The 23660-nt window shown below is 63.6% G+C and carries 28 protein-coding genes and 4 tRNA genes; 20 read left to right on the forward strand and 12 right to left on the reverse strand.

Annotated elements, in window-relative coordinates; genetic code table 11:
• Window positions 1–133: 133 nt before the first annotated feature.
• Both AB1A62_RS10860 and AB1A62_RS10865 read left to right on the forward strand, forming a co-directional pair.
• Window positions 134–3577, forward strand: coding sequence for a pyruvate carboxylase (locus AB1A62_RS10860; RefSeq protein WP_366661513.1), 3444 nt, complete (start codon window positions 134–136; stop codon window positions 3575–3577).
• A 72-nt stretch (window positions 3578–3649) separates the two neighbouring features.
• A complete protein-coding gene (locus AB1A62_RS10865) occupies window positions 3650–4141 on the forward strand; it encodes a DUF2314 domain-containing protein (RefSeq protein WP_366661514.1) in 492 nt (163 codons plus the stop codon).
• A gap of 83 nt (window positions 4142–4224) precedes the next feature.
• On the opposite strand, the gene AB1A62_RS10870 is transcribed toward AB1A62_RS10865, so the two are convergent.
• Complete coding sequence (locus AB1A62_RS10870) at window positions 4225–4410, reverse strand: hypothetical protein (RefSeq protein ID WP_366661515.1); 186 nt, start codon at window positions 4408–4410, stop codon at window positions 4225–4227.
• 157 nt (window positions 4411–4567) lie between these two features.
• On the opposite strand from AB1A62_RS10870, the gene AB1A62_RS10875 reads away from it, so the two are divergent.
• From AB1A62_RS10875 to AB1A62_RS10910, 8 genes are all read left to right on the forward strand, one after another.
• Window positions 4568–4642: transfer RNA gene (locus AB1A62_RS10875), tRNA-Gly, on the forward strand.
• A gap of 144 nt (window positions 4643–4786) precedes the next feature.
• Complete coding sequence (locus AB1A62_RS10880) at window positions 4787–5746, forward strand: DNA cytosine methyltransferase (RefSeq protein WP_366661516.1); 960 nt, start codon at window positions 4787–4789, stop codon at window positions 5744–5746.
• Window positions 5747–5863: 117 nt separating this feature from the next.
• The gene (locus AB1A62_RS10885; protein WP_366661517.1) at window positions 5864–6766 is read left to right on the forward strand and encodes a NaeI family type II restriction endonuclease; all 903 of its coding nucleotides are present in this window, start codon (window positions 5864–5866) and stop codon (window positions 6764–6766) included.
• Window positions 6751–7164, forward strand: a complete 414-nt coding sequence (vsr, locus tag AB1A62_RS10890; RefSeq protein ID WP_366661518.1) for a DNA mismatch endonuclease Vsr — start codon at window positions 6751–6753, stop codon at window positions 7162–7164. Before AB1A62_RS10885 ends, vsr begins: the two co-directional genes overlap by 16 nt.
• A 90-nt stretch (window positions 7165–7254) precedes the next feature.
• Window positions 7255–7329, forward strand: a tRNA-Gly gene (locus AB1A62_RS10895).
• Between the two features lie 144 nt (window positions 7330–7473).
• Window positions 7474–7548 (forward strand) — tRNA-Gly (locus AB1A62_RS10900).
• A 153-nt stretch (window positions 7549–7701) separates the two neighbouring features.
• The gene (locus tag AB1A62_RS10905; protein WP_366661519.1) at window positions 7702–9054 is read left to right on the forward strand and encodes an aminotransferase; all 1353 of its coding nucleotides are present in this window, start codon (window positions 7702–7704) and stop codon (window positions 9052–9054) included.
• A 26-nt stretch (window positions 9055–9080) separates the two neighbouring features.
• Window positions 9081–9296 carry a hypothetical protein gene (locus AB1A62_RS10910; protein WP_366661520.1) on the forward strand — a complete coding sequence of 72 codons (216 nt, stop codon included), beginning with the start codon at window positions 9081–9083 and terminating at the stop codon, window positions 9294–9296.
• A gap of 133 nt (window positions 9297–9429) precedes the next feature.
• On the opposite strand, the gene AB1A62_RS10915 is transcribed toward AB1A62_RS10910, so the two are convergent.
• On the reverse strand, window positions 9430–9669 hold the full coding sequence (locus tag AB1A62_RS10915) for an Lrp/AsnC ligand binding domain-containing protein (RefSeq protein WP_019294629.1): 240 nt from the start codon (window positions 9667–9669) through the stop codon (window positions 9430–9432).
• 192 nt (window positions 9670–9861) lie between these two features.
• Here AB1A62_RS10915 and hisB point away from each other — a divergent pair, with 192 nt between their 5' ends.
• Window positions 9862–10449, forward strand: coding sequence for an imidazoleglycerol-phosphate dehydratase HisB (gene hisB / locus AB1A62_RS10920; protein WP_039180015.1), 588 nt, complete (start codon window positions 9862–9864; stop codon window positions 10447–10449).
• A 1-nt stretch (window position 10450) separates the two neighbouring features.
• Window positions 10451–11089: an imidazole glycerol phosphate synthase subunit HisH gene (hisH, locus tag AB1A62_RS10925; protein WP_366661521.1), complete on the forward strand. Its 639-nt coding sequence runs from the start codon at window positions 10451–10453 to the stop codon at window positions 11087–11089.
• 69 nt (window positions 11090–11158) lie between these two features.
• Here the strand turns inward: hisH and AB1A62_RS10930 are convergent, their stop codons facing one another.
• Window positions 11159–11890 (reverse strand): AraC family transcriptional regulator, encoded by a 732-nt coding sequence (locus AB1A62_RS10930; RefSeq protein WP_366661522.1) that lies wholly within the window; start codon window positions 11888–11890, stop codon window positions 11159–11161.
• A gap of 113 nt (window positions 11891–12003) precedes the next feature.
• Here AB1A62_RS10930 and AB1A62_RS10935 point away from each other — a divergent pair, with 113 nt between their 5' ends.
• The gene (locus AB1A62_RS10935; protein ID WP_366661523.1) at window positions 12004–12540 is read left to right on the forward strand and encodes a peroxiredoxin-like family protein; all 537 of its coding nucleotides are present in this window, start codon (window positions 12004–12006) and stop codon (window positions 12538–12540) included.
• 106 nt (window positions 12541–12646) lie between these two features.
• Window positions 12647–12898, forward strand: a complete 252-nt coding sequence (locus AB1A62_RS10940; RefSeq protein ID WP_174147431.1) for a WGR domain-containing protein — start codon at window positions 12647–12649, stop codon at window positions 12896–12898.
• 18 nt (window positions 12899–12916) lie between these two features.
• Here the strand turns inward: AB1A62_RS10940 and AB1A62_RS10945 are convergent, their stop codons facing one another.
• The gene (locus AB1A62_RS10945; RefSeq protein ID WP_366661524.1) at window positions 12917–13303 is read right to left on the reverse strand and encodes a DUF2147 domain-containing protein; all 387 of its coding nucleotides are present in this window, start codon (window positions 13301–13303) and stop codon (window positions 12917–12919) included.
• 134 nt (window positions 13304–13437) lie between these two features.
• Here AB1A62_RS10945 and hisA point away from each other — a divergent pair, with 134 nt between their 5' ends.
• The gene (gene hisA, locus AB1A62_RS10950) at window positions 13438–14160 is read left to right on the forward strand and encodes a 1-(5-phosphoribosyl)-5-[(5-phosphoribosylamino)methylideneamino]imidazole-4-carboxamide isomerase (RefSeq protein WP_039189700.1); all 723 of its coding nucleotides are present in this window, start codon (window positions 13438–13440) and stop codon (window positions 14158–14160) included.
• Window positions 14161–14185: 25 nt separating this feature from the next.
• Window positions 14186–14473 carry a hypothetical protein gene (locus tag AB1A62_RS10955; RefSeq protein WP_366661525.1) on the forward strand — a complete coding sequence of 96 codons (288 nt, stop codon included), beginning with the start codon at window positions 14186–14188 and terminating at the stop codon, window positions 14471–14473.
• Window positions 14474–14475: 2 nt separating this feature from the next.
• Here the strand turns inward: AB1A62_RS10955 and AB1A62_RS10960 are convergent, their stop codons facing one another.
• Window positions 14476–14922 (reverse strand): DUF302 domain-containing protein, encoded by a 447-nt coding sequence (locus tag AB1A62_RS10960; RefSeq protein WP_366661526.1) that lies wholly within the window; start codon window positions 14920–14922, stop codon window positions 14476–14478.
• A gap of 144 nt (window positions 14923–15066) precedes the next feature.
• Here AB1A62_RS10960 and AB1A62_RS10965 point away from each other — a divergent pair, with 144 nt between their 5' ends.
• From AB1A62_RS10965 to AB1A62_RS10975, 3 genes are all read left to right on the forward strand, one after another.
• Window positions 15067–15381 carry a hypothetical protein gene (locus tag AB1A62_RS10965; protein WP_039171404.1) on the forward strand — a complete coding sequence of 105 codons (315 nt, stop codon included), beginning with the start codon at window positions 15067–15069 and terminating at the stop codon, window positions 15379–15381.
• A 137-nt stretch (window positions 15382–15518) separates the two neighbouring features.
• Window positions 15519–16280, forward strand: a complete 762-nt coding sequence (gene hisF / locus AB1A62_RS10970) for an imidazole glycerol phosphate synthase subunit HisF (protein WP_366661527.1) — start codon at window positions 15519–15521, stop codon at window positions 16278–16280.
• A gap of 11 nt (window positions 16281–16291) precedes the next feature.
• Window positions 16292–16609 (forward strand): phosphoribosyl-ATP diphosphatase, encoded by a 318-nt coding sequence (locus AB1A62_RS10975; protein WP_366661528.1) that lies wholly within the window; start codon window positions 16292–16294, stop codon window positions 16607–16609.
• A 246-nt stretch (window positions 16610–16855) separates the two neighbouring features.
• On the opposite strand, the gene AB1A62_RS10980 is transcribed toward AB1A62_RS10975, so the two are convergent.
• From AB1A62_RS10980 to rlmB, 3 genes are all read right to left on the reverse strand, one after another.
• The gene (locus AB1A62_RS10980; protein WP_366661529.1) at window positions 16856–17326 is read right to left on the reverse strand and encodes a CoA-binding protein; all 471 of its coding nucleotides are present in this window, start codon (window positions 17324–17326) and stop codon (window positions 16856–16858) included.
• Window positions 17327–17530: 204 nt separating this feature from the next.
• Entirely contained in the window at window positions 17531–17992 is a 462-nt protein-coding gene (locus tag AB1A62_RS10985; protein WP_366661530.1) for a YHS domain-containing (seleno)protein, read from the reverse strand.
• A 94-nt stretch (window positions 17993–18086) separates the two neighbouring features.
• Window positions 18087–18863: a 23S rRNA (guanosine(2251)-2'-O)-methyltransferase RlmB gene (rlmB, locus tag AB1A62_RS10990; RefSeq protein ID WP_366661531.1), complete on the reverse strand. Its 777-nt coding sequence runs from the start codon at window positions 18861–18863 to the stop codon at window positions 18087–18089.
• A gap of 120 nt (window positions 18864–18983) precedes the next feature.
• On the opposite strand from rlmB, the gene AB1A62_RS10995 reads away from it, so the two are divergent.
• A tRNA-Tyr gene (locus AB1A62_RS10995) sits at window positions 18984–19067 on the forward strand.
• Between the two features lie 132 nt (window positions 19068–19199).
• Here the strand turns inward: AB1A62_RS10995 and AB1A62_RS11000 are convergent.
• From AB1A62_RS11000 to AB1A62_RS11015, 4 genes are all read right to left on the reverse strand, one after another.
• On the reverse strand, window positions 19200–19718 hold the full coding sequence (locus AB1A62_RS11000; protein ID WP_222505444.1) for a DUF2478 domain-containing protein: 519 nt from the start codon (window positions 19716–19718) through the stop codon (window positions 19200–19202).
• 62 nt (window positions 19719–19780) lie between these two features.
• Complete coding sequence (locus AB1A62_RS11005) at window positions 19781–20443, reverse strand: NnrU family protein (RefSeq protein ID WP_366661532.1); 663 nt, start codon at window positions 20441–20443, stop codon at window positions 19781–19783.
• 123 nt (window positions 20444–20566) lie between these two features.
• Window positions 20567–22603 carry an ABC transporter permease subunit gene (locus AB1A62_RS11010; protein WP_366661533.1) on the reverse strand — a complete coding sequence of 679 codons (2037 nt, stop codon included), beginning with the start codon at window positions 22601–22603 and terminating at the stop codon, window positions 20567–20569.
• A complete protein-coding gene (locus AB1A62_RS11015; RefSeq protein WP_366661534.1) occupies window positions 22603–23655 on the reverse strand; it encodes a betaine/proline/choline family ABC transporter ATP-binding protein in 1053 nt (350 codons plus the stop codon). Before AB1A62_RS11015 ends, AB1A62_RS11010 begins: the two co-directional genes overlap by 1 nt.
• Window positions 23656–23660: the final 5 nt, after the last annotated feature.

A 23660-nucleotide genomic window follows, 5' to 3' on the forward strand; every position in this document is an offset into this window, starting at 1 on the left:
AAAAACGTGGCCAGAAAGGAAAGGACAAGCCGCTTGAGAGCGCAATCATGCCGGAAATACCCAGAACTACTGTTGTGCGGTTCGATAATATCCGCCTAACACTGCACCAACTTGCACGGACCCCGAGGGTGACATGACCGACTTCAAAAAAATCCTGATTGCCAACCGTGGCGAGATCGCGATCCGCGTGATGCGCGCCGCCAACGAAATGGGCAAACGCACCGTCGCTGTCTATGCCGAGGAGGACAAGCTCGGCCTGCACCGGTTCAAGGCGGATGAAGCCTACCGCATCGGCGAGGGCATGGGGCCGGTTGCAGCCTACCTGTCGATCGACGAGATCATCCGCGTCGCCAAGGAAAGCGGCGCCGATGCGATCCACCCCGGTTACGGCCTGTTGTCCGAGAACCCGGAATTCGTGGACGCCTGCGCCCGCAACGGCATCACCTTCATCGGCCCCAAGGCCGAAACCATGCGCGCGCTGGGTGACAAGGCCTCTGCCCGCAAGGTGGCGATTGCGGCCGGCGTCCCGGTCATTCCGGCGACCGAAGTGCTGGGCGACGACATGGACGCGATCCGCAAGGAAGCGGCCGAGATCGGCTACCCGCTGATGCTGAAGGCCTCCTGGGGCGGCGGCGGCCGCGGCATGCGTCCGATCCACGCCGACAAGGAACTGGAAGAGAAGGTGCTAGAAGGCCGCCGCGAGGCGGAAGCCGCATTCGGCAACGGCGAGGGCTATCTGGAGAAGATGATCACCCGCGCCCGCCACGTCGAGGTGCAGATCCTGGGCGACAAGCACGGCGAGATCTATCACCTCTATGAACGTGACTGCTCGGTGCAGCGCCGCAACCAGAAAGTGGTGGAACGCGCCCCTGCCCCCTATCTGACCGAGGAGCAGCGCGCCGAGCTGTGCGACCTGGGCCGCAAAATCTGCCAGCATGTGAACTATGAATGCGCGGGCACCGTCGAATTCCTGATGGATATGAACGACGGCAAATTCTACTTCATCGAAGTGAACCCGCGGGTGCAGGTGGAGCATACCGTGACCGAGGAGGTCACCGGCATCGACATCGTGCAGGCGCAGATCCTGATCGCCGAAGGCAAGACCATTGCCGAAGCCACCGGCAAGGCGTCGCAGGACGACATCCGCCTGAACGGCCACGCGCTGCAGACCCGGGTCACCACCGAGGATCCGCTGAACAACTTCATCCCGGACTACGGCCGTATCACCGCCTACCGTTCCGCCACCGGCATGGGCATCCGCCTGGACGGCGGCACCGCATATGCGGGCGGCGTGATCACCCGCTACTATGACTCGCTCTTGACCAAGGTGACCGCCTGGGCGCCGACTCCGGAGAAGGCGATTGCCCGCATGGACCGCGCGCTGCGCGAGTTCCGGGTGCGTGGTGTGTCGACCAACATCGCGTTCGTCGAGAACCTGCTGAAGCACCCGACCTTCCTGTCGAATGAATACACCACCAAATTCATCGACGAGACCCCGGACCTGTTCCAGTTCAAGAAGCGCCGCGACCGCGGCACCAAGGTGCTGACCTACATCGCCGACATCACCGTCAACGGCCATCCGGAGACCGAAGGCCGCGCGGCCCCCGCCGCCGACCTGAAAGAGCCGCGCGCGCCCAAGGCGGAGCCCGGCAACCTGCCCTATGGCACCCGCAACCTGCTGGAGCAGAAAGGCGCCCAGGCTGTCGCCGACTGGATGAAGTCGCAGCGCCAGCTCTTGCTGACCGACACCACCATGCGCGACGGCCACCAGTCGCTGCTGGCGACCCGGATGCGCTCGATCGACATGATCAAGGTGGCGCCGGCCTATGCGCAGAACCTCAGCCAGCTGTTCTCGGTCGAGTGCTGGGGCGGTGCGACCTTTGACGTGGCCTACCGCTTCCTGCAGGAATGCCCCTGGCAGCGCCTGCGCGACCTGCGCGAGCGGATGCCGAACCTGATGACCCAGATGCTGCTGCGCGCCTCCAACGGCGTCGGCTACACCAACTATCCGGACAACGTGGTGCAGGAGTTCGTGCGCCAGGCGGCCGAGACCGGCGTCGACGTGTTCCGCGTCTTCGACTCGCTGAACTGGGTCGAGAACATGCGTGTTGCGATGGATGCGGTGGTCGAGAGCGGCAAGGTCTGCGAAGGCACCATCTGCTATACCGGCGATATCCTGGACCCGAACCGCGCCAAGTACGACCTCAAGTACTATGTCGGCATGGCCAAGGAGCTGGAAGCCGCCGGCGCCCATATCCTGGGCCTGAAAGACATGGCGGGCCTGCTGAAGCCTGCCGCCGCCCGCCAGCTGGTCAAGGCGCTGAAGGAAGAGGTCGGCCTGCCGGTCCATTTCCACACCCACGACACCTCCGGCGTGGCCGGCGCAACCATCCTGGCGGCGGCGGATGCCGGCGTGGATGCGGTGGACGCGGCAATGGACGCCTTCAGTGGCGGCACCTCGCAGCCCTGCCTGGGCTCCATCGTCGAGGCGTTGCGCAACACCGACCGCGACACCGGTATCGACATCGCCAAGGTGCGCGAGATCTCCGGCTACTGGGAACAGGTGCGGGCGCAGTACGCGGCATTCGAGAGCGGCCTGGCGGCCCCGGCCTCCGAGGTCTACCTGCACGAGATGCCGGGCGGCCAGTTCACCAACCTGAAGGCGCAGGCGCGCTCCTTGGGCCTGGAAGAGAAATGGGCCGACGTGGCGCAGACCTATGCCGACGTGAACCAGATGTTCGGCGACATCGTGAAGGTGACCCCCTCCTCCAAGGTGGTTGGCGACATGGCGCTGATGATGGTTTCCCAGGGCCTGACCCGCGATGAGGTTGAAAACCCGGAGACCGACGTCGCCTTCCCCGACTCGGTTGTCGACATGATGCGCGGCAACCTGGGCCAGCCTCCGGGCGGCTTCCCGGAAGGGATCGTCAGCAAGGTGCTGAAGGGCGAAGCGCCGAACACCGAGCGCCCCGGCGCGCATCTGGCGCCGGTTGACCTGGAAGCGGTCCGCGCCGATCTGTCCCAGCAGCTGGAAGGTTTCAAGGTCGATGACGAGGACCTGAACGGCTACCTGATGTATCCGAAGGTGTTCCTGGATTACATGGGCCGCCACCGCCAGTACGGCCCGGTGCGCACCCTGCCGACCAAGACCTTCTTCTATGGCATGGAGCCGGGCGAGGAGATCACCGCCGAAATCGATCCGGGCAAGACCCTGGAAATCCGCCTGCAGGCGATTTCAGAGACCGACGAGAAGGGCGAAGTGAAGGTCTTCTTCGAGCTGAACGGCCAGCCGCGGGTGATCCGGGTGCCGAACCGTCTGGTGAAGGCGTCGACCCAAGCCAACCCGAAGGCCGAAGCTGGCAACCCCAACCACGTCGGCGCGCCGATGCCGGGTGTTGTCGCCTCGGTCGCGGTGCAGGTGGGCCAGCAGGTGCATGAAGGCGACATGCTGCTGACCATCGAAGCGATGAAGATGGAAACCGGCATCCACGCCGAGCGCGACGCGGTGGTGAAGGCCGTGCACGTTCAGGCCGGCGGCCAGATCGACGCCAAGGACCTGCTGGTTGAGCTGGAATAAGCCAGCCCGAAAGCACTAGAGTTGAAGCTGCGGCCAGATCTTGGCCGCAGCTTTTCTTTTGTGGAGTTTCAAATGATCAGGCCTCTGATTTTCGCTGCTTTCGTCGCACTTTCCCCTGCCGCCGCATTCGCCGGGGATCCCATCATCCAGTTCGAAACTGAAGACCCGGAAATGAACGCCGCCATCGGCTCGGCGCTAAGCTCGATGGATGCCTTTTTCACCTATGTTCTGGACAGCCAGGGTAATGCGGCAGACGGTGCATTGGTCAAAGTGGCGCTGAAGACCAGCTATGGCCACGAGAACATCTGGGTGGACCAGTTCACCCTTGCATCCGGCGGCAGCATGACCGGCAAGCTGGCCAATGAACCGAATGACCTGCCAGGCAAGCATTTTGGCGATACGGTGGAATTCGGCCGGGCAAGCCTGCGCGATTGGAGCGTTTTCATTAACGGGCAGCTTTACGGCAACTTCACCACACGGGTGATGATACCGCATCTGGACGCGGACAGCCGGGCTCAGCTTGAACAGGTGCTGTCGGCCAATCCTGTGCCTCAGGGTTGGTAGATACGGCAGCCAGCAGCAGTGCCTGGCGGGCCAAGCCCCCCCCTGTTCCGCAGGGGGGCGCGTTCGAAGAGTACGTTTCCGGATCAGGCGTTGCGTGCGGCAAATTCAGGCAAGGTGACGGTTTCGACCTGCACCGGCTTGATCCCCTCGGCCTGCCCCGCCAAGCTGTCCGCCTCCGGCGCACTGGCGTGGCGGGCACCTTGCACCAGAAGCCCGACCGCGATTGCTGAAGCCAGGCTGGTGATCCGCAGAACATCTTTCCAAAGCATGGCTAAAATCTCCCTTTGAAAATCCGGTTGTTTGGGGGTGAAACGCGTGCCCCCAGCACTTCCGTCGCCACCGGTGCGGATTTTTTTCTCCCGCTGCCGATTTTCCTCTTGCAGGCGGCGGGCGGAGACCCTATTTCACCGCTCACCGGATGGCAGCGCGGGCGTAGCTCAGGGGTAGAGCATTACCTTGCCAAGGTAAGGGTCGTGAGTTCGAATCTCATCGCCCGCTCCATCGGGAAAACGGACAGGCCGCCCTCGGGGCGGCCTTTCGCTTTTCAGCATTTCCGCTTAGTCTGGCCGGGTGCAGAAAACCTTGTGCGGAATCGCTTTACCGCATAGGAACAGAGCAGGAACAGATACGGGCGGGCAGAGCAAAATGCTGACATCGGTAGAACTATGCGCAGGTGCGGGCGGCCAGGCCCTTGGGCTGGAGAAGGCAGGCTTTGATCACACCGCGCTGGTTGAGATCGATAAGCACTGCTGTGCCACCCTGCGCCACAACCGGCCCCAGTGGAACGTGCTGGAAGAGGACGTGCGCAAGTTCAAGGAGGTTGCGGGCGACTACAAGGGCATCGACCTGCTGGCGGGCGGCCTGCCCTGCCCGCCGTTCTCGGTGGCCGGCAAGCAGCTGGGCGAGAAGGACGAGCGCAACCTGTTCGATGACGCGATCGAGATCGTCGATGCCACCCGCCCCCGCGCGGTGATGATCGAGAACGTGCGCGGCTTTCTGGATGCGGTATTCCACGACTACCGCGAGAAGCTGAAGAAGCAGCTTTCGAAGCTTGGCTATGAGACCGACTGGCGGCTGCTGAACGCCTCCGACTTCGGGGTGCCGCAGCTGCGGCCGCGGGTGGCGATCGTTGCCCTGCGCAAGGAGTTTGCCGGACAGTTCAACTGGCCCGAGCCGCTGCCGCACAACCCGCCGACCGTGGGCGCAACCCTCATCGATCTGATGAAGGAGCGCGGCTGGCGCGGGGCGGATGACTGGGCCGCGAAGGCGGATGAGATCGCGCCGACCATCGTCGGCGGCTCCAAGAAACACGGGGGCCCCGACCTGGGTCCGACCCGCGCGCGGCGCGCCTGGGCGGCCTTGGGGGTAGAGGGGCGCACCATCGCCAATGAGGCGCCGGATCCCTTCCACAACGACATGCCGCGCCTCACGGTGCGGATGGTGGCACGCATTCAGGGTTTCCCGGACGCCTGGCATTTCACCGGCGCCAAGACCAATGCCTACCGTCAGGTCGGCAACGCCTTCCCGCCGCCGGTGGCGGAGGCGGTGGCGCGGGAGCTGAAGGCGGCAATTGCCAAGCCGAAGCTGCATGCTGTGCGGGCGTAGAAGCATCAAAGCGATTATCGAACTGAGGGCAGCGCCCGGCCCCACGGGGTGGAAGCGTAGCGCCCGCCCCGTGGGGCCGGGCGCTGCCCGGCGTGCCGCCGGGCGGGAGATCCGCATTTGAAACAGAAACTTCCCAACAGCCTTGTGCTTCCCGGCCACCCGGACTTTGGCGTCCTCTTCCCGCTGGCGGAGGAGATCACTACCCGTGCGGGCGGCGCGCTGGCGCTGGAATACGATGTCCCGCAGATGCTGCGCCAGTGCATCGACGATGTGATCATGACGCCCAAGACCGGGCGGCGCGCATATGAAGAGCTGGAGAAGACCGAGAAGACCTATATCGGCACAAGGGTCGAGATCGAGCTGCGGGCGCTGCTGAAGCTGCGCAAGGGGCGGCTGGACACCGAGATCCTGGGCCAGGATGTCGACATCAAGCACACCATGGGCGGCAACTGGATGATCCCGACCGAGGCGATTGACTGCGCTTGCCTGCTGGTTGCCGCCGATGAGGTCCGGGCGCGCTGCTACCTCGGCCTGATCATCGCCCGGCCCGAGTACCTGACGCACGGCCAGAACAAGGATGCCAAGCGCAGTATCTCCGCCGAAGGATTCCGCCATATCCTGTGGCTGCTCAAGGACCAGCCCTACCCCGCCAACTTCTGGCGCACCGCGGATGAAGCGGCGGTGGAGCGGATTTTCGCAGGCGAGACCGGCAATGAACGGATGGCGCAGCTGTTCAGGCTGATCCAGGGCCGCCCGGTTCCCCGCGACGTGGTGGAGGCGGTGGCGCAGCAGAAGGATTTCATGCGCCGCATCCGGGCCGATGGCGGCCACGGCACCCGTGACATGCTGGCCCGCGAGCGGATCGTGCTGCTGGAAGGCCAGAAGGATGCCCAGCTGATCAAGGCGCTTGGGCTGCCACCCTGCCCGGCCAGCGCCTTCATTTCCTGCCGGATTGAAACCAGCTACCATGCCCGCATGGTGGAACAATCCAGGCACAAGGTGGAATGGCCGACAAGCTGACACCGGAACGGCGCAGCGCCAATATGGCAAAGATCCGCGCCAAGAACACCAAGCCGGAAATGCTGGTGCGGCGGATGGTGCATGGCATGGGCTACCGCTACCGGCTGCACCGCAAGGACCTGCCCGGCAAGCCCGACCTCGTCTTTGGCCCCCGCCGCAAGGTGATTTTTGTGCATGGCTGTTTCTGGCATCTGCATGACTGCCGCGACGGGCGCATTCCAGCCAGCCGCCGCGACTACTGGGAGCCTAAGCTGCAGCGCAATGCCGAGCGCGACGCCGAACAGCTGGCCGCCCTGCAGGCGGCGGGCTGGCAGGTGCTGACCGTCTGGGAATGCGAGACCAAGGACCTTGGCGCTTTGCAATCCCGCCTCGCGGAGTTCCTCGAAACCGGAGAATAACGCTTACCCACAGATACTTGCTCGGTTCTGAAAATTTCCTCTTGCGGCCCGTTTGGGAAAACCCTAAACACCGCCTCACCGAATGGCAGCGCGGGCGTAGCTCAGGGGTAGAGCATTACCTTGCCAAGGTAAGGGTCGTGAGTTCGAATCTCATCGCCCGCTCCATTCGAAAGCCGAAAAGGCCGCCCTTCGGGGCGGCCTTTCGCTTTTCCAAACCGCTGCGCCGGCCGGACTTTCTTCACCCTCCTGTCATTTTCCGCTTGCAGCCTCCTGCCGGATTTCCTATTCACCGCGTCACCGGATGGCAACGCGGGCGTAGCTCAGGGGTAGAGCATTACCTTGCCAAGGTAAGGGTCGTGAGTTCGAATCTCATCGCCCGCTCCATCCGAAAGCCGAAAAGGCCGCCCTCCGGGGCGGCCTTTCGCTTTTTCAAGCGCCCCCGTGAAATTTGATCAAATTCCTTTGACGCGGGCTGAAAAACAGGCCAATGCTACTGCCAAACAATGCTCACGGGCAGATCATCGCAGGAGTTTGGCCATGGCCCCAGTCATCTACCCCACCACCAATTTCACCGCGACCGAACAGCTGTGCCTGGACCGCGGCGAAGGCATCTATGTCTATGACACGGACGGCAACAAATACATCGAGGGGCTGGCGGGCCTGTGGTGCACCTCGCTGGGCTACAGCAACACCGAGGTGATGGATGCAATCACCGAGCAGCTGCACAAGCTGCCCTTCACCCACACCTTCGGCGGCAAGACCCACACGCCGATCATGGAGCTGGCGGAGAAGCTGAAGGCGATGGTCCCGGTGGAGGATGCTTATATCTTCTTCGGCAACTCCGGGTCCGACGCCAATGACACCCACTACAAGATGCTGCGCTATTACTTCAACGCCATCGGCAAGCCGGAGAAGCGCAAGATCATCACCCGCGAGCGCGGCTATCACGGGGTGACTGTGGCGGCCGGTTCGCTGACCTCGCTGCCCGCGAACCTGGCGCATTTCGACGCGCCGCTGGAGGCGCTGCACATCCTGCGCTCGGACGCGCCGCATTATTACACCGGCCGCCAGGGCAACGAGACCGAAGAGCAGTTTGTCGACCGGATCATCAATAACCTGGAAGAGCAGATCCTGGCCGAAGACCCCGACACCATCGCGGCGATGATTGTCGAACCGATCACCGGCGCGTCGGGCGTGATCGTGCCGCCGGAAGGGTATTACGAGAAATTGCAGGCGCTGCTGCGCAAGCACGGCATCCTGGTTTGGGCCGATGAGGTGATCTGCGGCTTCGGGCGCACCGGTGCCGATTTCGGCTGCACCACCATGGGCATCAAGCCCGACCTGATGACATTCGCCAAGCAGCTGAGCTCGGCCTATTTCCCGATCTCGGCTTCGGTGATCCCGGGCTACATGTACGAGGCGATGATCGACCAGACCAATGAGGTCGGCGTCTTCGGCCATGGCTATACCTACTCCGGCCACCCGGCGGCCTGTGCCGCGGCGCTGAAGACGCTGGAGATTTATGAGCGCGACAACCTGTTTGAGCACGCCGCCGAAGTAGGCGCCTATATGCAGGCGCAGCTGCGGGAGGTTTTCACCGATCATCCGCTGGTGGGCGAGGTCCGCGGCAAGGGCCTGATTGCGGCGCTGGAGCTGGTGTCGAACAAGACCACCGGTGCAAGCTTTGACAAGGGGGCCGCGGGCGCTGCCGCGCAGAAGGCCTGCCAGGAAAACGGGCTGATCCTGCGGGCGGTGGCCGGAAATGCGCTGGCACTCTGCCCGCCGATCATCATCACCAAGGATGAAATCAACGACATGCTGGCGCGGATGAAGACCGCGGTCGACAGCGCCTATGAGGAGCTGAAGGCGCAGGGGCTGATCGCAGGCTGAGCCTGCCTGGCGCCTTTGCATTCTCCGTGAAACGCCCCGGCCTGTCCGGGGCGTTTTCCTGTAAGCATCTGTGGCGCAAATGGGTTTCGCGCCCCGGCAAGCAGGTCGATTTTTCCGCGGAAATCGTGTACACTGCGCGCAGTTTGTTTCAGACCGAGATTTTTATGATGACGCGCCGTACCGGCATTGCCGGTCAATCTGCCAGACATACCGCCGCCAGGGTCCGCTTCATGACCCGCTGAGCGCTTAGCGCCGAATCTCAGCCTGCTGACACGCAGACCGGGCGCCTGTTCCGGTCACGAGTTCCGTTGGGGACCGGGGACCCTCAATGCCCCTCGCGGCCCGGGCAGCTGCGGGGGGCTTTCGCTGGGTGCTTCAGAAAACCTTGTAGGTCATGGTGGTCAGCGAGCGTTCGATCCCATCGATCTGCAGCAGCTGGTCGTTGATGTATTTGCCGACATCCTCGCCTGAGGGGATGTAGAGCTTCATCAGCAGGTCGAAGTTGCCGCTGGTGGAGTAAAGCTCGGAGTGGATTTCCCGCAGGGCAATCTCCTCGGCCACCTTGTAGGTGGTGCCGGGCTTGCAGCGGATCTGGACGAAGACGCAGGTGGACATGGGCGGCCCTTTTGAATGGTCACGGATTTGCGCCCAAGCTCGCATGCGCCGCATCCGGGCGCAAGAGACCGGGATTGCTGCAACAGATTGCCCCGCTTGCACAATGCCGCACTTGAGCCAGCCCCCCTGCCCGCCCTATAAGCGCCCAGGCAGAATTGAAGTTCTGGCAGCATGACGAAGGATAAGCCGCTGATGCGTACCGCCAAAGTGACCCGCAAGACCGCGGAAACCGATATCTCGGTCGAGATCAACCTCGACGGCACCGGGGTTTACGACAACCAGACCGGGGTTGGCTTTTTCGACCACATGCTGGACCAGCTGGCGCGCCATTCGCTGATCGACATGACCATCCGCGCCAAGGGTGACTACCACATCGACGACCACCACACGGTGGAGGACACCGGCATCGCGCTGGGTCAGGCGCTGGTGCAGGCGCTGGGGGACAAGAAGGGCATCCGCCGCTACGGCGAGTGCCACCTGCCGATGGATGACGCGCAGGTGCGCTGCGCGCTGGACCTGTCGGCGCGGCCTTTCCTGATCTGGAATGTGGAGCTGCCCACCCAGAAGATCGGCACCTTTGATACCGAGCTGGTGCGCGAGTTCTTCCAGGCGCTCAGCACCCATGGCGGCATCACCCTGCACATCGACCAGCTGCACGGGTTCAACAGCCACCACATTGCCGAGGCGGCGTTCAAGGCTGTCGCCCGCGCGCTGCGGCTGGCGGTGGAAACCGACCCGCGCAAAGCAGATGCGATTCCGTCGACAAAGGGCGCGCTCTGACATGCTGACCGCAATTATTGATTACGAATCCGGCAACCTGCACTCCGCCGAAAAAGCCTTTCAGCGCATGGCGCGGGAAGTGGATGCAGGCGAGGTTGTGGTGACCTCCGACGCCGATGTGGTTGCCAAAGCTGACCGGCTGGTGCTGCCCGGCGACGGCGCCTTTCCCGCCTGCGCGGCAGAGCTGCGCGGCCATAAGGGCATCTATGACGCCATGGTCGAGGCGGTGGAGCAGAAGGGTCGGCCGTTCCTGGGCATCTGCGTTGGCATGCAGCTGATGGCGACCACTGGGCATGAGTATGAAGAAACGCCGGGCCTCGGCTGGGTCGGCGGCGACGTGGTGAAAATCACGCCGGCGGATCCGGCGCTGAAGGTGCCGCACATGGGCTGGAACGATCTGGTGATCGATCATGCGCACCCGGTGTTTGACGGCATCCAGAGCGGCGATCACGTGTATTTCGTGCATTCCTATCATTTCCGCGTCGCCAGTCCGGCGGAGCGGCTGGCGCATGTGGATTATGCCGGCGACGTGACCGCGGTCATCGGCCGGGACACGATGGTGGGCATGCAGTTCCACCCGGAAAAAAGCCAGACCACCGGGCTGCGGATGATCGGCAACTTCCTGACCTGGAAACCGTAAGAGGACGGCGCTGGCGCGCCGTTGCCTTCGGCTTTGAGTATTTAAACAAAGAAGAAGCCTGGAGGGTTTCTAGGCCGCAGCCGTTCTCAGGGAAACCGGCGCGACGCCATAGGCCTTGCGGAAGGCGCGGGTGAAGCCTTCGGGGCTGGTATAGGCATAGCGGCGCGCCACCGCCTCCACCCGGTCGCCGCGCGCAAGATCCTGGTGCGCCAGGATCAGCCGCCAGCGGCGCAGGTAGCCGATCGGGGTTTCGCCCACTTCCGCCGCGAAGAGTTCCGCAAAGCGCGACAACGACAGCCCGGCCTCATGCGCCAGATCAGCATTGGTCCAGAGCCTGCCGGGATGATCATGCATCGCCACGATGGCCCGGCTGAGGCGCGGATCGGCAAGACCCGCCAGCAGCCCGGGCTCAGTCGCGCCCTTTTTGATCTGATTGCGCAACAGACGCACCATCAGCACCTCGCCCAGCCGGTTGATCACCGATTGAGCGCCGCAGTGCTGGCCTTCGGCTTCCTCCTGCATCAGCCGCACCAGCCCTTGCGCCTCGGCATTGCCGGAAACGTCATAGTCCACCACCGGCGGCAAGGCGGCCAGGAAGGGGTTGCTTTGGCCCGACCATTCCACCCGCGCCGCCCACATGACGTCCAAGGGGGACACATCCGTCGGCGTTCCACGGGTGCAATAGAGGATCCGCACCGGTTCCCCTGCCGCATCCGCAAGTGCGATCAGATTGGCCTCCCCCGGTGCAGCTGCCTGCACGGCGAGCTGAAATCGGTCCATTAGTGTGGTCAGGCGGTCCATGAACTCCGGTGTTTCCATCAGGTTTTTCGGATTTATGAGACAGTAAACCGCGCGATACAGTTAGGCAAGCACCACCACTCACACCACTCACACCATTCACAAGGACCCTGCCCATGCTGATCCCCCGCCAGAAGACCCCGGACCTGACCCTGCCGACGCTGGACCACGGCCAGTTCGACCTGTCGTCAGAAACGGCCGAACGCGGCACCGTGATCTGCTTTTACCGAGGCCTGCACTGCCCGATCTGCGCCACCTATCTGAAGGAGTTCGAGAAGAAGGTCGCCGCCTTTGCCGAGCGCGGCGTCAACTGCATCGCGATCAGCTCCGACGGCGAGGAGCGCACCCGCGCGATGGCCGACAAGATCGAGGCCAAGGAGCTGCGGTTCGGCTACGGCCTGCCGCTGGCTGTTGCCAAGGAATGGGGGCTTTACATCTCCACCTCCCGCGGCAAGACCTCGATCGGGATCGAGGAGCCCGCGCTGTTCTCCGAGCCCGGCCTGTTCATGGTGACGCCGGAACAGACGCTGTATTACGGCTCGGTGCAGACCATGCCGTTTGTGCGCCCGCATTTCGCGGAACTGGTGGCGGCGCTGGATTTCGCTATCCCCAACAACTACCCGGCGCGCGGCGAATACACCGGTGATGTGTAACCGTCACAGCTGCCGCAGGGACCAGTGCAATTCACCGGTTTGAGCAATAGACAAGAGGTCCGCTTCGAGGCATACGGAGCGGACCTTTTGTCACTGCGGCAGCCCCTTGCACATCCGTTTCGAGAAATACGACCACGCCGACGGCAAGCATCGTTATTGCCTGCTGAGCCTGACGCCGACGCTGTTCGGCGACTGGTGTGTTGAGCGTGTCTCGGGACCGCTGAATGCACCGGGCGGCGCTCAGAAGCGGACCTATTTTGCCGCCCATGCCGAGGCGCTGGCGATCTTTGAAGGGTTCCGGGACCGGCAGCTGAAGCGCGGCTATGCGCCGATCCCGGTGCAGCTGGGGCTGCTGTAAAGACAGCCCCTCAGGGGCTTACTGGACGCGGGACCAGGTTTGTTTCGAGCAGATCAGCCCGCCTGCCACGCAGCCGCGCAAGGCCAGGCTGTTGCCCGCTACTTCCATCTTGCCGATGTAGATCTTGTCATTCGACGGCCGCCAGACCTTGCCCTCGTACGAGCCGTCACCGTTCGGCACCATGTCGATCACCAGCGTCTTGCCGAGGTTCGGGGACTGGTATTCGCCGCCGCTGTTGAAGGTGCGGGCGATCTTGCCGCAAACCGCAGCACCGCATTTGGCCATCTGGATATGGGCGTAGGAGCCATCGTCGGGCTGGGTCTTCCAGACACCCAGCACCGGGTCCGCCGCTGCGGCCCCTGCCAAACCCAGAGCCAGCGCCACGCCCGCAAAAAGATGTTTCATTCCATTTCCTCCCTGTTTTCAGGCAGCCTGTCCCTGATGCGCGCTTCGAGGCAAGGTTGACTTCGGGTCGCGTTGCAATCTGCCCTCGCGTTGTGCAAAACACCGCCAGCTTGATTTCACGAAGGACCGCCCGGATGATCCTCTACCCCGCGATTGACCTCAAAGACGGCCAGGCCGTGCGCCTGCTGCATGGCGAGATGGACAAGACCACCGTGTTCAACGACAATCCCGCCGCGCAGGCGCTGGAGTTTGTCGAGGCGGGCTGCGAGTGGCTGCATCTGGTGGACCTCAATGGCGCCTTCGCCGGCGAGCCCGTGAACGCCGCACCGGTCGAGGAGATCCTGAAGCAGACCAAGGTGCCCGCGCAGCTGGGCGGCGGCATCCGCGACATGGCCACCATCGAACGCTGGATTGATAAGGGCCTGGCGCGGGTGATCCTGGGCACCGTGGCGGTGGAGAACCCGGACCTGGTGCGCGAGGCGGCGCGGGAATTCCCCGGCAAAGTCGCGGTCGGCATCGACGCCCGCAACGGCAAGGTCGCAACCAAGGGCTGGGCCGAGGAGACCGACGTGATGGTCACCGACCTCGCCAAATCCTTTGAAGACGCAGGCGTTGCCGCGATCATCTATACCGACATCCTGCGCGACGGCGCGATGAAGGGCCCGAACGTCGAGGCGACTGCCGATCTGGCCAATGCGGTCAGCATCCCGGTGATTGCCTCTGGCGGCGTCTCCTCGCTGGACGATCTGCGGGCGCTGAAATCCTGCGGCGCGCCTCTCAATGGTGCGATTTCAGGCCGGGCGCTCTATGATGGCGCCATTGACCTGAAAGAGGCGCTGGCGGTTCTGAAAGCCTGACGCCTTACTGGCGAAGGGAAAACCCATGCGCCTTGTCCGCCGAGTTCTGGCAATCCTGACCATTGGGCCGATTGTCCTGTGGCTCTTGTGCATTGCCTTTGTGATGCTGCTGGGGTTCGGCTTTGATTGCGAAATCCACGAGGGGTTTGCCAACCCCTGCGTGGTGTTGGGCCAGGACTTGGGCGAGACCGCCTATACTATGGGGGTTCTTGCCGCCTGGGGGCCGCTGATCTTTGGCCCGGTCTCCGTTGGGGCCGGGCTGCTGTGGGGGCTGGCAATTGCGCTGTCACGCTATCTGGCAGCGCGGCGCTAAGCCTACTCGGCTGCTTTTGCGGTCAGCTTGCCCAGGGCGCCCTGCATCTTGGCGATAAACGCCGCATCAGCCGGGATGTCGAGGCCAGAGAGCATTTCGCCTGGATCCTGATAGGTCAGCCAGACCTTGCCGTCCCCATCCTCATACGCCAGCACCTTGAGCGGCAGGTAGAGCCCCGCCCGCATGTCTGCCTGCATCGCCGGAGTGCCGAGTTTCGGATTGCCGAAGATCAGCAGCTGGGACGGGCTCAGTTCCAGTGCTGCATTCTGCGCGCCTGCGGCATGGTCCACCCGGGCAAAGACAGTCGCGCCCGCACCCTCCACCGCGGCCTGCAGCGCATCCATGGTTTCACCGACGGATTTCTGGCTTTGCACAGTCACCAGTTCAGCGGCGGCGGGGAGTGTAGAGGCGAGCGCAACGGCGCCTGCAAGGGAAAGATATTTTTTCATAACATCAGCTCCAATCAGTCATACACGTCATTGAAATCTGGCTAACAAAGCGCCAGCATCAAATCACGTTTCCGGCACTAGATTATTCTTATTCTCCCCGCTTCATTAGGAGGCAGAGAAAATTTTGAGGTTTTGGGTCAACACTTGAAGGATTTCATTTTCGTAGGGGCACCCCTTTTCACGGCTGCCGCACTCCTTTTTGCAGCCCCGAGAAAAGCCAAAGGCATTGCTCTGGCTCCACTCTTGATGGGGCTGCTAGTGCTGCTCAACATGGTTGTTATTAAGGGATGCGGTGGCAACCACATAAAGGTCGGCTGGACGAATTGCAGCCCAGAGCTCTTGGAAGCCATCGGTAACTTTCTTACATGGCCGTTCATCCTGAACATGCTCTTGCTGCCTTTTGCCGTGCCCTGCTTCCTTGGGCTGGCTGTTTTCCTGGCCTTTCGGAAGCTTAGATGAACGCAGCAACTGGACTAACATAAACTCAGCGCAGTTCCGCATGCCTGGACCAAAACGCGCATCCCCCGCCATATCTGTTGCGCTTGCCTTTTGGTTTGCGTACCCACGGGGCCAAGCAGTTTGAAAGGCACGGCAACATGCTGAAGACCCGCATCATTCCCTGTCTCGACGTCGCCGACGGCCGCGTGGTCAAGGGCGTCAACTTTGTCGGCCTGCGCGACGCAGGCGACCCGGTGGAATCGGCCAAGGCCTATGACGCCGCCGGTGCGGATGAGATCTGCTTTCTCGACATTCACGCGACCCATGAAAACCGCGGCACCATGTTCGACGTGGTGCAGCGCACCGCCGAGCAGTGCTTTGTGCCGCTGACCGTGGGCGGCGGGGTGCGGACCAAGGAAGACGTGCGGGCACTGCTGCTGGCAGGGGCTGACAAGGTTTCCTTTAACTCAGCCGCGGTGGCCAATCCGGACGTGATCGCCGAAGCGGCGGACCAGTTCGGCAGCCAGTGCATCGTCTGCGCCATCGACGCCAAGACGGTGGAGCCGGGCCGCTGGGAGATCTTCACCCACGGCGGACGCAAGCCGACCGGAATCGACGCAGTGGAATTCGCGCGGACCGTGGTGGCCAAGGGCGCGGGGGAAATCCTGCTCACCTCGATGGACCGCGACGGCACCAAATCGGGCTTCAACCTGCCGCTGACCAGGGCCATTTCGGACGCGGTGGACGTGCCTGTGATTGCGTCGGGCGGCGTCGGCAATCTGGATCACCTGGTGGAAGGCGTGACCAAAGGCGGCGCAAGCGCGGTGCTGGCGGCCTCGATCTTCCACTTCGGCGAATTCACCATCCAGGAAGCCAAGGAACACATGGCCGCTGCAGGCATTCCGATGCGGCTGAACTGAAGGGGCATGTGATGAGCCTGCTGCACGATCTCGAAGCCACCATCCTGTCCCGCAAAGGCGCCGATCCGGACACCAGCTGGACCGCCAAGCTGCTGGCCAAGGGGCCGGAGAAATGCGCCGAGAAATTCGGCGAGGAAGCCATTGAAGCGATCATCGAAGCGGTGAAGGGAGACAAGGCGGGGCTCGCGTCTGAGGGCGCCGACGTGCTTTATCATTTCCTGGTGATGCTGGCCGCCCGGGACGTGGCGCTGGACGACGTGCTGCAGGTGCTGGCCGAGCGCCAGGGCCTCAGCGGCATTGCCGAGAAAGCCAGCCGCCCCAAGGGCTGATCCCAGCGCTCGGCCGGCCCGCTCGCGGCGGGTCAAGGGAGGCGCAGCCTCCGCGCGGCACGCGCGGCTTGCCCTTGACGCGCCAATAAACAACACAATCGGCAAGGCCATTGAGGGCATTTCTGCCCCTAAATGGCTTCTCAGCAAATCCTTTGCGCCGCGCAGCGGCGCCCGGCCCAACCGTGAAGGCCGCCCTGCAGGGCGGCGGGAACGGGCGGGAGCGCCCCGCCCGCCCCGCGCCAGCCGTCAAAGTTTCGAGGATATGATCCCGGTGGCAAAGCCGCCCATGCGCAGCTCGCCGAACAGCCGCTGGTATTCGATCTTGGGGCAGCGGTTCTGGATCACTGTCACGCCGCGCGCCTCTGCCTTGGCGGCGGCTTCGGCGTGTTCCACCCCGATTTGCATCCAGACGGTTTTGAGCTTTGGAAACACCTCCAGCGCCTCATCCACGATCGGCGGCACCGCCTCGGACCGGCGGAAGATGTCGACCATGTCCACAGGCAGATCAATCTCCGACAGGCTGGCCCGCACCGTCTCGCCGAACAGCATCTTGCCCGCATGGCCCGGGTTCACCGGAATCACCCGGTAGCCCTTGAGGCCCAGATAGCGCGCCACATAGTAGCTGGGGCGCACCGGATTCATCGACACGCCCACCACGGCCACAATCTTGGCGCGCTGCAGGACCTTTTTCAGATGTTCGTCGCTGTAGTCAGTCATGCGGGCACCCTAGCCGCGGCGCCGGCAGCCGCATAGACGGATTCGCTTCCGGCCAATAAAAATGCGCCCGGACGAACCGGGCGCGAGGTATGGAACGAGGGACAGTGAAAAAGATCTGCGGTGGTTCCACTCCGCAGTCTGTATTGAATATGGGCCACAGTTTGAAAAATAAAAGTGCCCCTCACGCATTTGTGAGGTGACAAGCTATTTTTGTAACACAGCGGGCCAATGGCTGCGGCCGGCAGTGATCAGATTTGCGGTGTCAGCCTGCCACAGCACATACACCCGCCTGTTATTCAACAGAAAAAGCTCACCATCAACTATCGCCCACAACTGCGGGTTGCCTTCGTGCAGTAGCCCCATCGACATAGCATAGGCGCAGTAGCCGCCAAAGGCGGGCGCATAGGCGCGCGGATTGGCCTCGAATCGCGCCTGGTTGCGGGCGGAGGCAAAGCGCCAGACAACACCTTTCCACATCACCGCATGGCTGCGGCGCCCATGCTCTGCGGCGCCGTGCTCGAAAAACGCAACCGCGTCATATCCGCCGATGGCCACCCCCGACCGGGAGGAAAACACCGCCGGTTCAGCCCGCGCCGTCTCCGGCAAGGACAGGAACAGCACCGCGGCAGCCATCAGGACCAGGCGCAGGATCACATTGCTCTCCATTCACTGCTTGCAACTGGCCTGCCAGTCTGCCGCACAGCCCCGGCTTTGCAAAGGCAGCATACGCAGATGTGAACAGGACGTGACACCAGGGGCGTCAGCGGGCAATGGAGGCGTAGAGCGCGATGGCTGCTGCGTTGGAAACATTGAGCGAGCCGAAGCCGCCCGCGGCATCGATTTTGACCAGCCCGTCAACGGTTTCCTTGGTCTTCTGACGCAGCCCTGGCCCCTCGGCGCCCAGCACCAGAGCCACCGGCAGGTGCTGCTTGCCCTCCAGCGCGGATTCGATGGTCTCATCCGCCTCGCCATCCAGCCCCAGCACGATGAATCCCATGCCCTGCAGTTCGGTGATGGTATCGGCAAGATTGCGCATCCGCAGATAGGGCTGACGCTCCAGCGCGCCGCTGGCGGTCTTGGCCAGCGCGCCGGTCTCCGGGGCTGAGTGGTGGCGGGTGCCAATAACCGCGCTGGCCCCCAGCACCTCGGCCGAGCGCAGGATAGCACCAACGTTATGCGGATCGGTCACCCGGTCCAGCAGCAGCACCCGCGGGGCTTCCCGGCCGATGCAGTTCTCGGCCAGTCCGCCCCAGTTCAGCGGCTTCACCTCCAGCGCCGCGCCCTGGTGCACCGACTGCGGGTCGATCGGCGGGTTGAACTTGCGCGGGTCGATAACCTCTGCCGCGATGCCGGACTCTTCGATTGCGTCTGCCAGTTTTGCCTGCGCGTTCATGGTCACCATCAGGCGCAGTTTTTCGCGCTTGGGATTGAGCAGCGCATCGCGCACCGCATGCAGCCCGAACAGCCACACGGTTTCCGCAGCGGCGGCCCGTTTGGCCTGCTCTTTTTCGACGACCCACTTGGGTTTCTTGGACATTTTGCTCTCCGGCAGAAAGAATTTGCGAGGCGCGCGAAAAACTTGCGTTTTTCCGGTTGACGCCCCTTTGGCCTGCTTGTAATCACGCCTCCACATCAGGTGCAACACGCAACTGACAGTGGGCGACAGGCCGCAAGGTGTGGCAGGGGACTGTAACTCCCTCGCGGAGACGCACGCCTGGTTCGATTCCAGGGTCGCCCACCATCTTCTCTCATTTAAACGACGGATGATGGTGGTTCAGCAGCAGGCTGGACAGGCCGCGTGCTGTGCGGCACAGCAAAAAGCCCGCGTGATCTAAGCGGGCTTTCCTTTTGATTTAAAACAGGAACCTGAAGGTCAGGCGGTTTCGGCGACGGCCTGCTGCGCCCATTCGACCAGCGCGTCCAGCTCCGGGCCTGCCGCGACGGCCATACCGTCGGCAAAGGCTTGGAACGGTTCCACGTTCATCTTGTTGACGCCGGAAATCACCGGAATGCCCAGGGCCAGTGCTTCACCAATGATGGGGCGCATGCCGCGCCCGTCGGCCTCGTGCTTGCCGAATTTGTTGACGATCATCAACTGCGGCGCCGGGTCGCCATGCAGCGTCGCAGAGACCCGCCCGACAGCCTGCTCCAGCGCCTCGGGGTTGAGGCGGCAGCCGCGGGCGCCCGCGCCCAGCGATTGCGAAATGCGGATGGTCTCGCCCTCGGGCAGCACCCGCACATCCATGTCGCACAACTCCTTGTCGTAGCATTCCACATTGGTCTGCACGATGCCGGCCAGGCGTAGGCCCTTGGCCTGCAGCCGTTCGGCCAGCTCACTCAGCAGGCGGTCGGTGGCGCCGCGCTCTTCGGTCATCACATAGGCCAGGTGCATTTCTTGGTCTCTCCAGTCTCATGTTATTTCATAGGTGGTCATGCGGCCGCCGGGGTCAAGCCCTACCAGGGCATTGGGCTGTAGCCGATGACGGGCGCGTGCAGGACCAGCAGCGCCAGGAACACGGCCGCTGCAAGCCCGGCCTCACCGGCCGAGGGCCGCAGGCCGGCGAGGTTCAGCCGCGCGGTGTTGCGGCTGAGGCGGCGCCATTCACCCTGCCCCATCTGGCGCTGCTTGCGCTTGTCGATCAGCGCCATGCCCATCCAGGCAAAGCCTGCAAAGAGGCCAAACAGGATCACATGCGCCAAGTCGCCATTGGCCAGCAGATGCGCTCCGGCCCAGAGCGCCATCGCCGCCAGCAGCGGGTGGCGGCTGACGGCCAGAACGCCCGGATCCTCAGGATCGAAGGCGCGCAAGCCCAGCCCGCCAAAGCCGAACGGATTCTGCCGCATCATCCCCGCCACCGCCAGCAGGCAGGCCAGCGGCATCACCAGAAGCGGCACCCAGCGGAAACCCTCCCAATAGGGCAGCACGCCCATGTAGGGCGCGCGGGCGGCTGCCACCGCCAGCCACGCCAGGATTGCCAGCGACAGCACACTGTAGGCGACGATATAGCCGCGCAGCCCCAGGCGGTTGACCAGCCAGGGCCGCACCGGCGGGCGCACGGGGATCGCGTGGCTGGCCAGGAACAGCATCAGCGCGGTGGTGAATTCAAGCCAGCCCATGGGGTCGCTCCGGATATTGATCAGTCTTGAGTGCAGCTATAGGCGGGCTGGCAGTATAAAACGTTGCCCCAGATCAAAAAAGGGCGCCGCTGGGGCGCCCTTCACTGCTGGAGTTGAGGACCGCTACAGACCCAGGGCCTTGCGCCGCTCCTCTGCAAACCCCTGCACCATGCGGTCGGCGATCAGGGCGAGGATCGCCATCGCCGCGCCGGCAGAGATGCCCAGCCCCACATCCGCCTGCCCCAGCGCCAGATAGATCGACTGGCCGAGGCCGGTGGTGCCGATCAGCGCAGCAATGACCAGCATCGCAAAGGCATAGAGGATGGTCTGGTTCAGCCCCAAAAGGATAGAAGGTGCCGCATAAGGCGCGCGGATATCCTTGAGCATCTGCCACTTTGTGGCGCCGGAAGCGGTTGCTGCCTCGATCATCTCTTCCGGCGTCGAGACCAGCCCGTGCCGGGTGTAGCGGATCATCGGCACGATGGCATAGGCGATGATCGCCAGGAAGGCGGAGAACTCGCCGATCTGGAACACCATCAGCACCGGGATCAGGAACACGAACAGCGGAATGGTCTGCAGCATGTCGCAGACCGGGCGCACCACCCGCCAGACGCCCGGCGAGACCGCCGAGGCCAAGCCGATGGCGCCGCCCATCACCGCGCAGGCGAACACCGCAGCGCCAGAAAGGTAGAGCGACAGCAGCGCCCGCTCCCACAGACCGGACAGCAGGATGGTGCCCAGCAGCACCACGGTGAGGATGGCCAGACCGCGGCCGCCAGCGACCCAGGCCAGCGCGCCTGCGCCCACCAGCACAAAGGGCCAGGGCAGCTGCGAAATGCCGGTTTCCAGCATCCCTGCCGCAATCAGCAGCATCACGCCCAGCGCCATCTGTCCACGCAATGCAAAGACCACGCCGGCAACAGCGCCCGCCGCAAACAGCGCCGCACTCATCGCCGGGGTCCAGGCAAAACCCCAGGTGAAGGGCAGAACCGCCTGGTCCAGCCCGATCCGCATTGGCAGCAGCACATAGAACAGCACGTTGTTCTTGAGCGCAGTCAGAAACTCCGCATTGGCGCTGGTGAAGGAAGACAGCCCCCGGTCGACGCTGTCCGCCACCGGGTTGAACAGGCCATAGGTTCCGGGCTGCTGAACGCTGCTCCAGAAAGCGGCGCTCACCGCCACGCCCAGTGCCAGAATGCCCCAGGCAACGCGCACATCGTGCTTGTCGCGGCGGTCCTGGGTCAGGGTGCCGCTCATCCGGTCGATCAGGATCGCAAAAATCACAATCACCAGGCCCGCCAGCAGGCTCTGCCCGAACTGGGCCTTGCGCATGGTCAAGAGGACCTCCCAGCCGATGTCGTCAAAGCCACCGATCACAGCGGCGATGATCACCATCGACAGCGCCGCCATCAGGCACTGGTTGACGCCCACCATGATCTGCTGCCCGGCGGAGGGGATCTCGCACTGGAACAGCTGCTGCAGGCGGGTGCCGCCGGCCATGATGGCGGCCTCCTTGATTTCGGGCTCCACCCGCTCGAGACCCAACAGCACGTTTCGCGCCATCGGCGGCGCCGCGTAGATCGCCGAGGCGATGAGGCCCACCACAGGACCAAAGCCGAACAGCACCAGCAAGGGTGTGAGATAGGCAAAGGTCGGCACCGTCTGCATGATGTCCAGCACCGCCTGCACCGGCTGGCGGATGCGGGGGTATTCATTGGCGAGGATGCCGATGCCGCCGCCGATGATCAGCGCCAAGGGCACCGAGACAGCAACCAGCGCCAGGGTGTTCATGCTTTCGGGCCAATAGCCCGACGCCAGCACAAAGCCGAGACCCACAACAGACATGAGAGCCATCCGCAGGCCGCCCAGCATCCAGGCCAGCGCCGTGGTGGCGCAGATTACCAGCGGCCAGGGCGTGTGGCTCAGCACGTAGTTGGCGGCTTCCATCGGGTAGAACATCAGTGCCGAGAAAGCGCGGGCTGTTGGTTTGATTAGCGCCAGGAACCACTCCATGGCAGCCCCGACCCAGTCGGTGGCGGGCAGCACCCAGGCGGCGGGGAATTTCACCAGCCACGGCAGGCTGCTTTCCAGTAGCAGGCACAGGGCACCCACCGCCGCCGCGATCAGCGCCGCAATCGAGCCTTTCGAGAGAGACGCCATCAGCCCTGCTCCACCTGCAGCGCGGCAGCGAGGTCTGCAGGGTTCACCACGCCGACCAGTTTGCCGTCATCCGTGCGGACGGGCACCGGCTCGTACAGCTCCATGCAGCGCGCCAGGGCCGCATCCAGCGTCATATCCTGGCGCAGGCCGGGATCGTCGGCGCCGTAGACATGGTGTTCGCCTTCCTGCATCACCGAAGACACACGCGCATGCTGCCCTTTGGCCACGTCCTTGGAAAACTCGCGCACATAGTCATCGACCGGGCGCAGCACGATATCGGCGGGGGTGCCGATCTGCACCACCTTGCCGTCGCGCATGATGGCGATGCGGTCGGCCAGCTTCAGCGCCTCGTTGATGTCATGGGTGATGAAGACGATGGTGGTCTTCAGCTTGGCCTGGATCTCCAGGAACTCATCCTGCAGCTGCCGCCGGATCAGCGGGTCCAGCGCCGAAAAGGGTTCATCCAGGAACCAGACCGAGCAATCGGCCACCAGCGAGCGGGCAATGCCGACGCGCTGGCGCTGGCCGCCTGAGAGTTCACGCGGGAAATTCTTTTCGCGCCCGCCGAGGCCAACCAGCTCGATCACCTCCTGCGCCTTGGCCAGCCGCTGCTTCTTCTTCACCCCCTGCACCCGCAGCGGGTAGGCGACATTTTCGGCCACGGTCATATGCGGGAACAGGCCGAAGTGCTGGAACACCATGCCCAGCTTCTTGCGGCGCAGCTCGATCAGCCGCTTGGGGCTGGCCTCGACGATGTTTTCGCCGTCGATGCGGATTTCGCCGCCGGTGGCATGCAGCAGGTGCGAGATGCAGCGGATCAGGGTGGACTTGCCGGAACCGGACAGCCCCATGATCACAAACAGCTCCCCCTCCTTCACATCAAAGGAGGCATCCTGAACCGCCGGGATCAGACCCTTGCCGCGCAGCTCCTGCGCAGCAGCTTCGGGTGCTTCGTGCCGCGACAGCGCCTCCTTCAAGGCGCTGTCTGCGTTGTTGCCAAACACCTGCCAGACATTCCGGCAGGTGATGGCAGGCGTCTCAGAGCCGCTCACAGTGT

The organism is Leisingera sp. JC11 (genome assembly GCF_040704725.1).
Taxonomy (GTDB): domain Bacteria; phylum Pseudomonadota; class Alphaproteobacteria; order Rhodobacterales; family Rhodobacteraceae; genus Leisingera.

Excerpts from the sequence above, each read along its gene's own strand:
- AB1A62_RS10870 (WP_366661515.1), bottom strand. The coding sequence starts at position 4,410 with ATGCTTTGGAAAGATGTTCTGCGGATCACCAGCCTGGCTTCAGCAATC.
- hisH (WP_366661521.1), top strand. The coding sequence starts at position 10,451 with ATGCTGACCGCAATTATTGATTACGAATCCGGCAACCTGCACTCCGCC.
- rlmB (WP_366661531.1), bottom strand. The coding sequence starts at position 18,863 with ATGTCCAAGAAACCCAAGTGGGTCGTCGAAAAAGAGCAGGCCAAACGG.
- AB1A62_RS10980 (WP_366661529.1), bottom strand. The coding sequence starts at position 17,326 with ATGACTGACTACAGCGACGAACATCTGAAAAAGGTCCTGCAGCGCGCC.
- AB1A62_RS10915 (WP_019294629.1), bottom strand. The coding sequence starts at position 9,669 with ATGTCCACCTGCGTCTTCGTCCAGATCCGCTGCAAGCCCGGCACCACC.
- vsr (WP_366661518.1), top strand. The coding sequence starts at position 6,751 with ATGGCCGACAAGCTGACACCGGAACGGCGCAGCGCCAATATGGCAAAG.
- AB1A62_RS10935 (WP_366661523.1), top strand. The coding sequence starts at position 12,004 with ATGCTGATCCCCCGCCAGAAGACCCCGGACCTGACCCTGCCGACGCTG.
- hisA (WP_039189700.1), top strand. The coding sequence starts at position 13,438 with ATGATCCTCTACCCCGCGATTGACCTCAAAGACGGCCAGGCCGTGCGC.
- AB1A62_RS10880 (WP_366661516.1), top strand. The coding sequence starts at position 4,787 with ATGCTGACATCGGTAGAACTATGCGCAGGTGCGGGCGGCCAGGCCCTT.
- AB1A62_RS10930 (WP_366661522.1), bottom strand. The coding sequence starts at position 11,890 with ATGGACCGCCTGACCACACTAATGGACCGATTTCAGCTCGCCGTGCAG.
- AB1A62_RS10945 (WP_366661524.1), bottom strand. The coding sequence starts at position 13,303 with ATGAAACATCTTTTTGCGGGCGTGGCGCTGGCTCTGGGTTTGGCAGGG.
- AB1A62_RS10975 (WP_366661528.1), top strand. The coding sequence starts at position 16,292 with ATGAGCCTGCTGCACGATCTCGAAGCCACCATCCTGTCCCGCAAAGGC.
- AB1A62_RS10865 (WP_366661514.1), top strand. The coding sequence starts at position 3,650 with ATGATCAGGCCTCTGATTTTCGCTGCTTTCGTCGCACTTTCCCCTGCC.
- AB1A62_RS11000 (WP_222505444.1), bottom strand. The coding sequence starts at position 19,718 with ATGCACCTGGCCTATGTGATGACCGAAGAGCGCGGCGCCACCGACCGC.
- AB1A62_RS10955 (WP_366661525.1), top strand. The coding sequence starts at position 14,186 with ATGCGCCTTGTCCGCCGAGTTCTGGCAATCCTGACCATTGGGCCGATT.
- AB1A62_RS10985 (WP_366661530.1), bottom strand. The coding sequence starts at position 17,992 with ATGGAGAGCAATGTGATCCTGCGCCTGGTCCTGATGGCTGCCGCGGTG.
- AB1A62_RS10860 (WP_366661513.1), top strand. The coding sequence starts at position 134 with ATGACCGACTTCAAAAAAATCCTGATTGCCAACCGTGGCGAGATCGCG.
- hisF (WP_366661527.1), top strand. The coding sequence starts at position 15,519 with ATGCTGAAGACCCGCATCATTCCCTGTCTCGACGTCGCCGACGGCCGC.
- hisB (WP_039180015.1), top strand. The coding sequence starts at position 9,862 with ATGCGTACCGCCAAAGTGACCCGCAAGACCGCGGAAACCGATATCTCG.
- AB1A62_RS11010 (WP_366661533.1), bottom strand. The coding sequence starts at position 22,603 with ATGGCGTCTCTCTCGAAAGGCTCGATTGCGGCGCTGATCGCGGCGGCG.
- AB1A62_RS10960 (WP_366661526.1), bottom strand. The coding sequence starts at position 14,922 with ATGAAAAAATATCTTTCCCTTGCAGGCGCCGTTGCGCTCGCCTCTACA.
- AB1A62_RS10905 (WP_366661519.1), top strand. The coding sequence starts at position 7,702 with ATGGCCCCAGTCATCTACCCCACCACCAATTTCACCGCGACCGAACAG.
- AB1A62_RS11005 (WP_366661532.1), bottom strand. The coding sequence starts at position 20,443 with ATGGGCTGGCTTGAATTCACCACCGCGCTGATGCTGTTCCTGGCCAGC.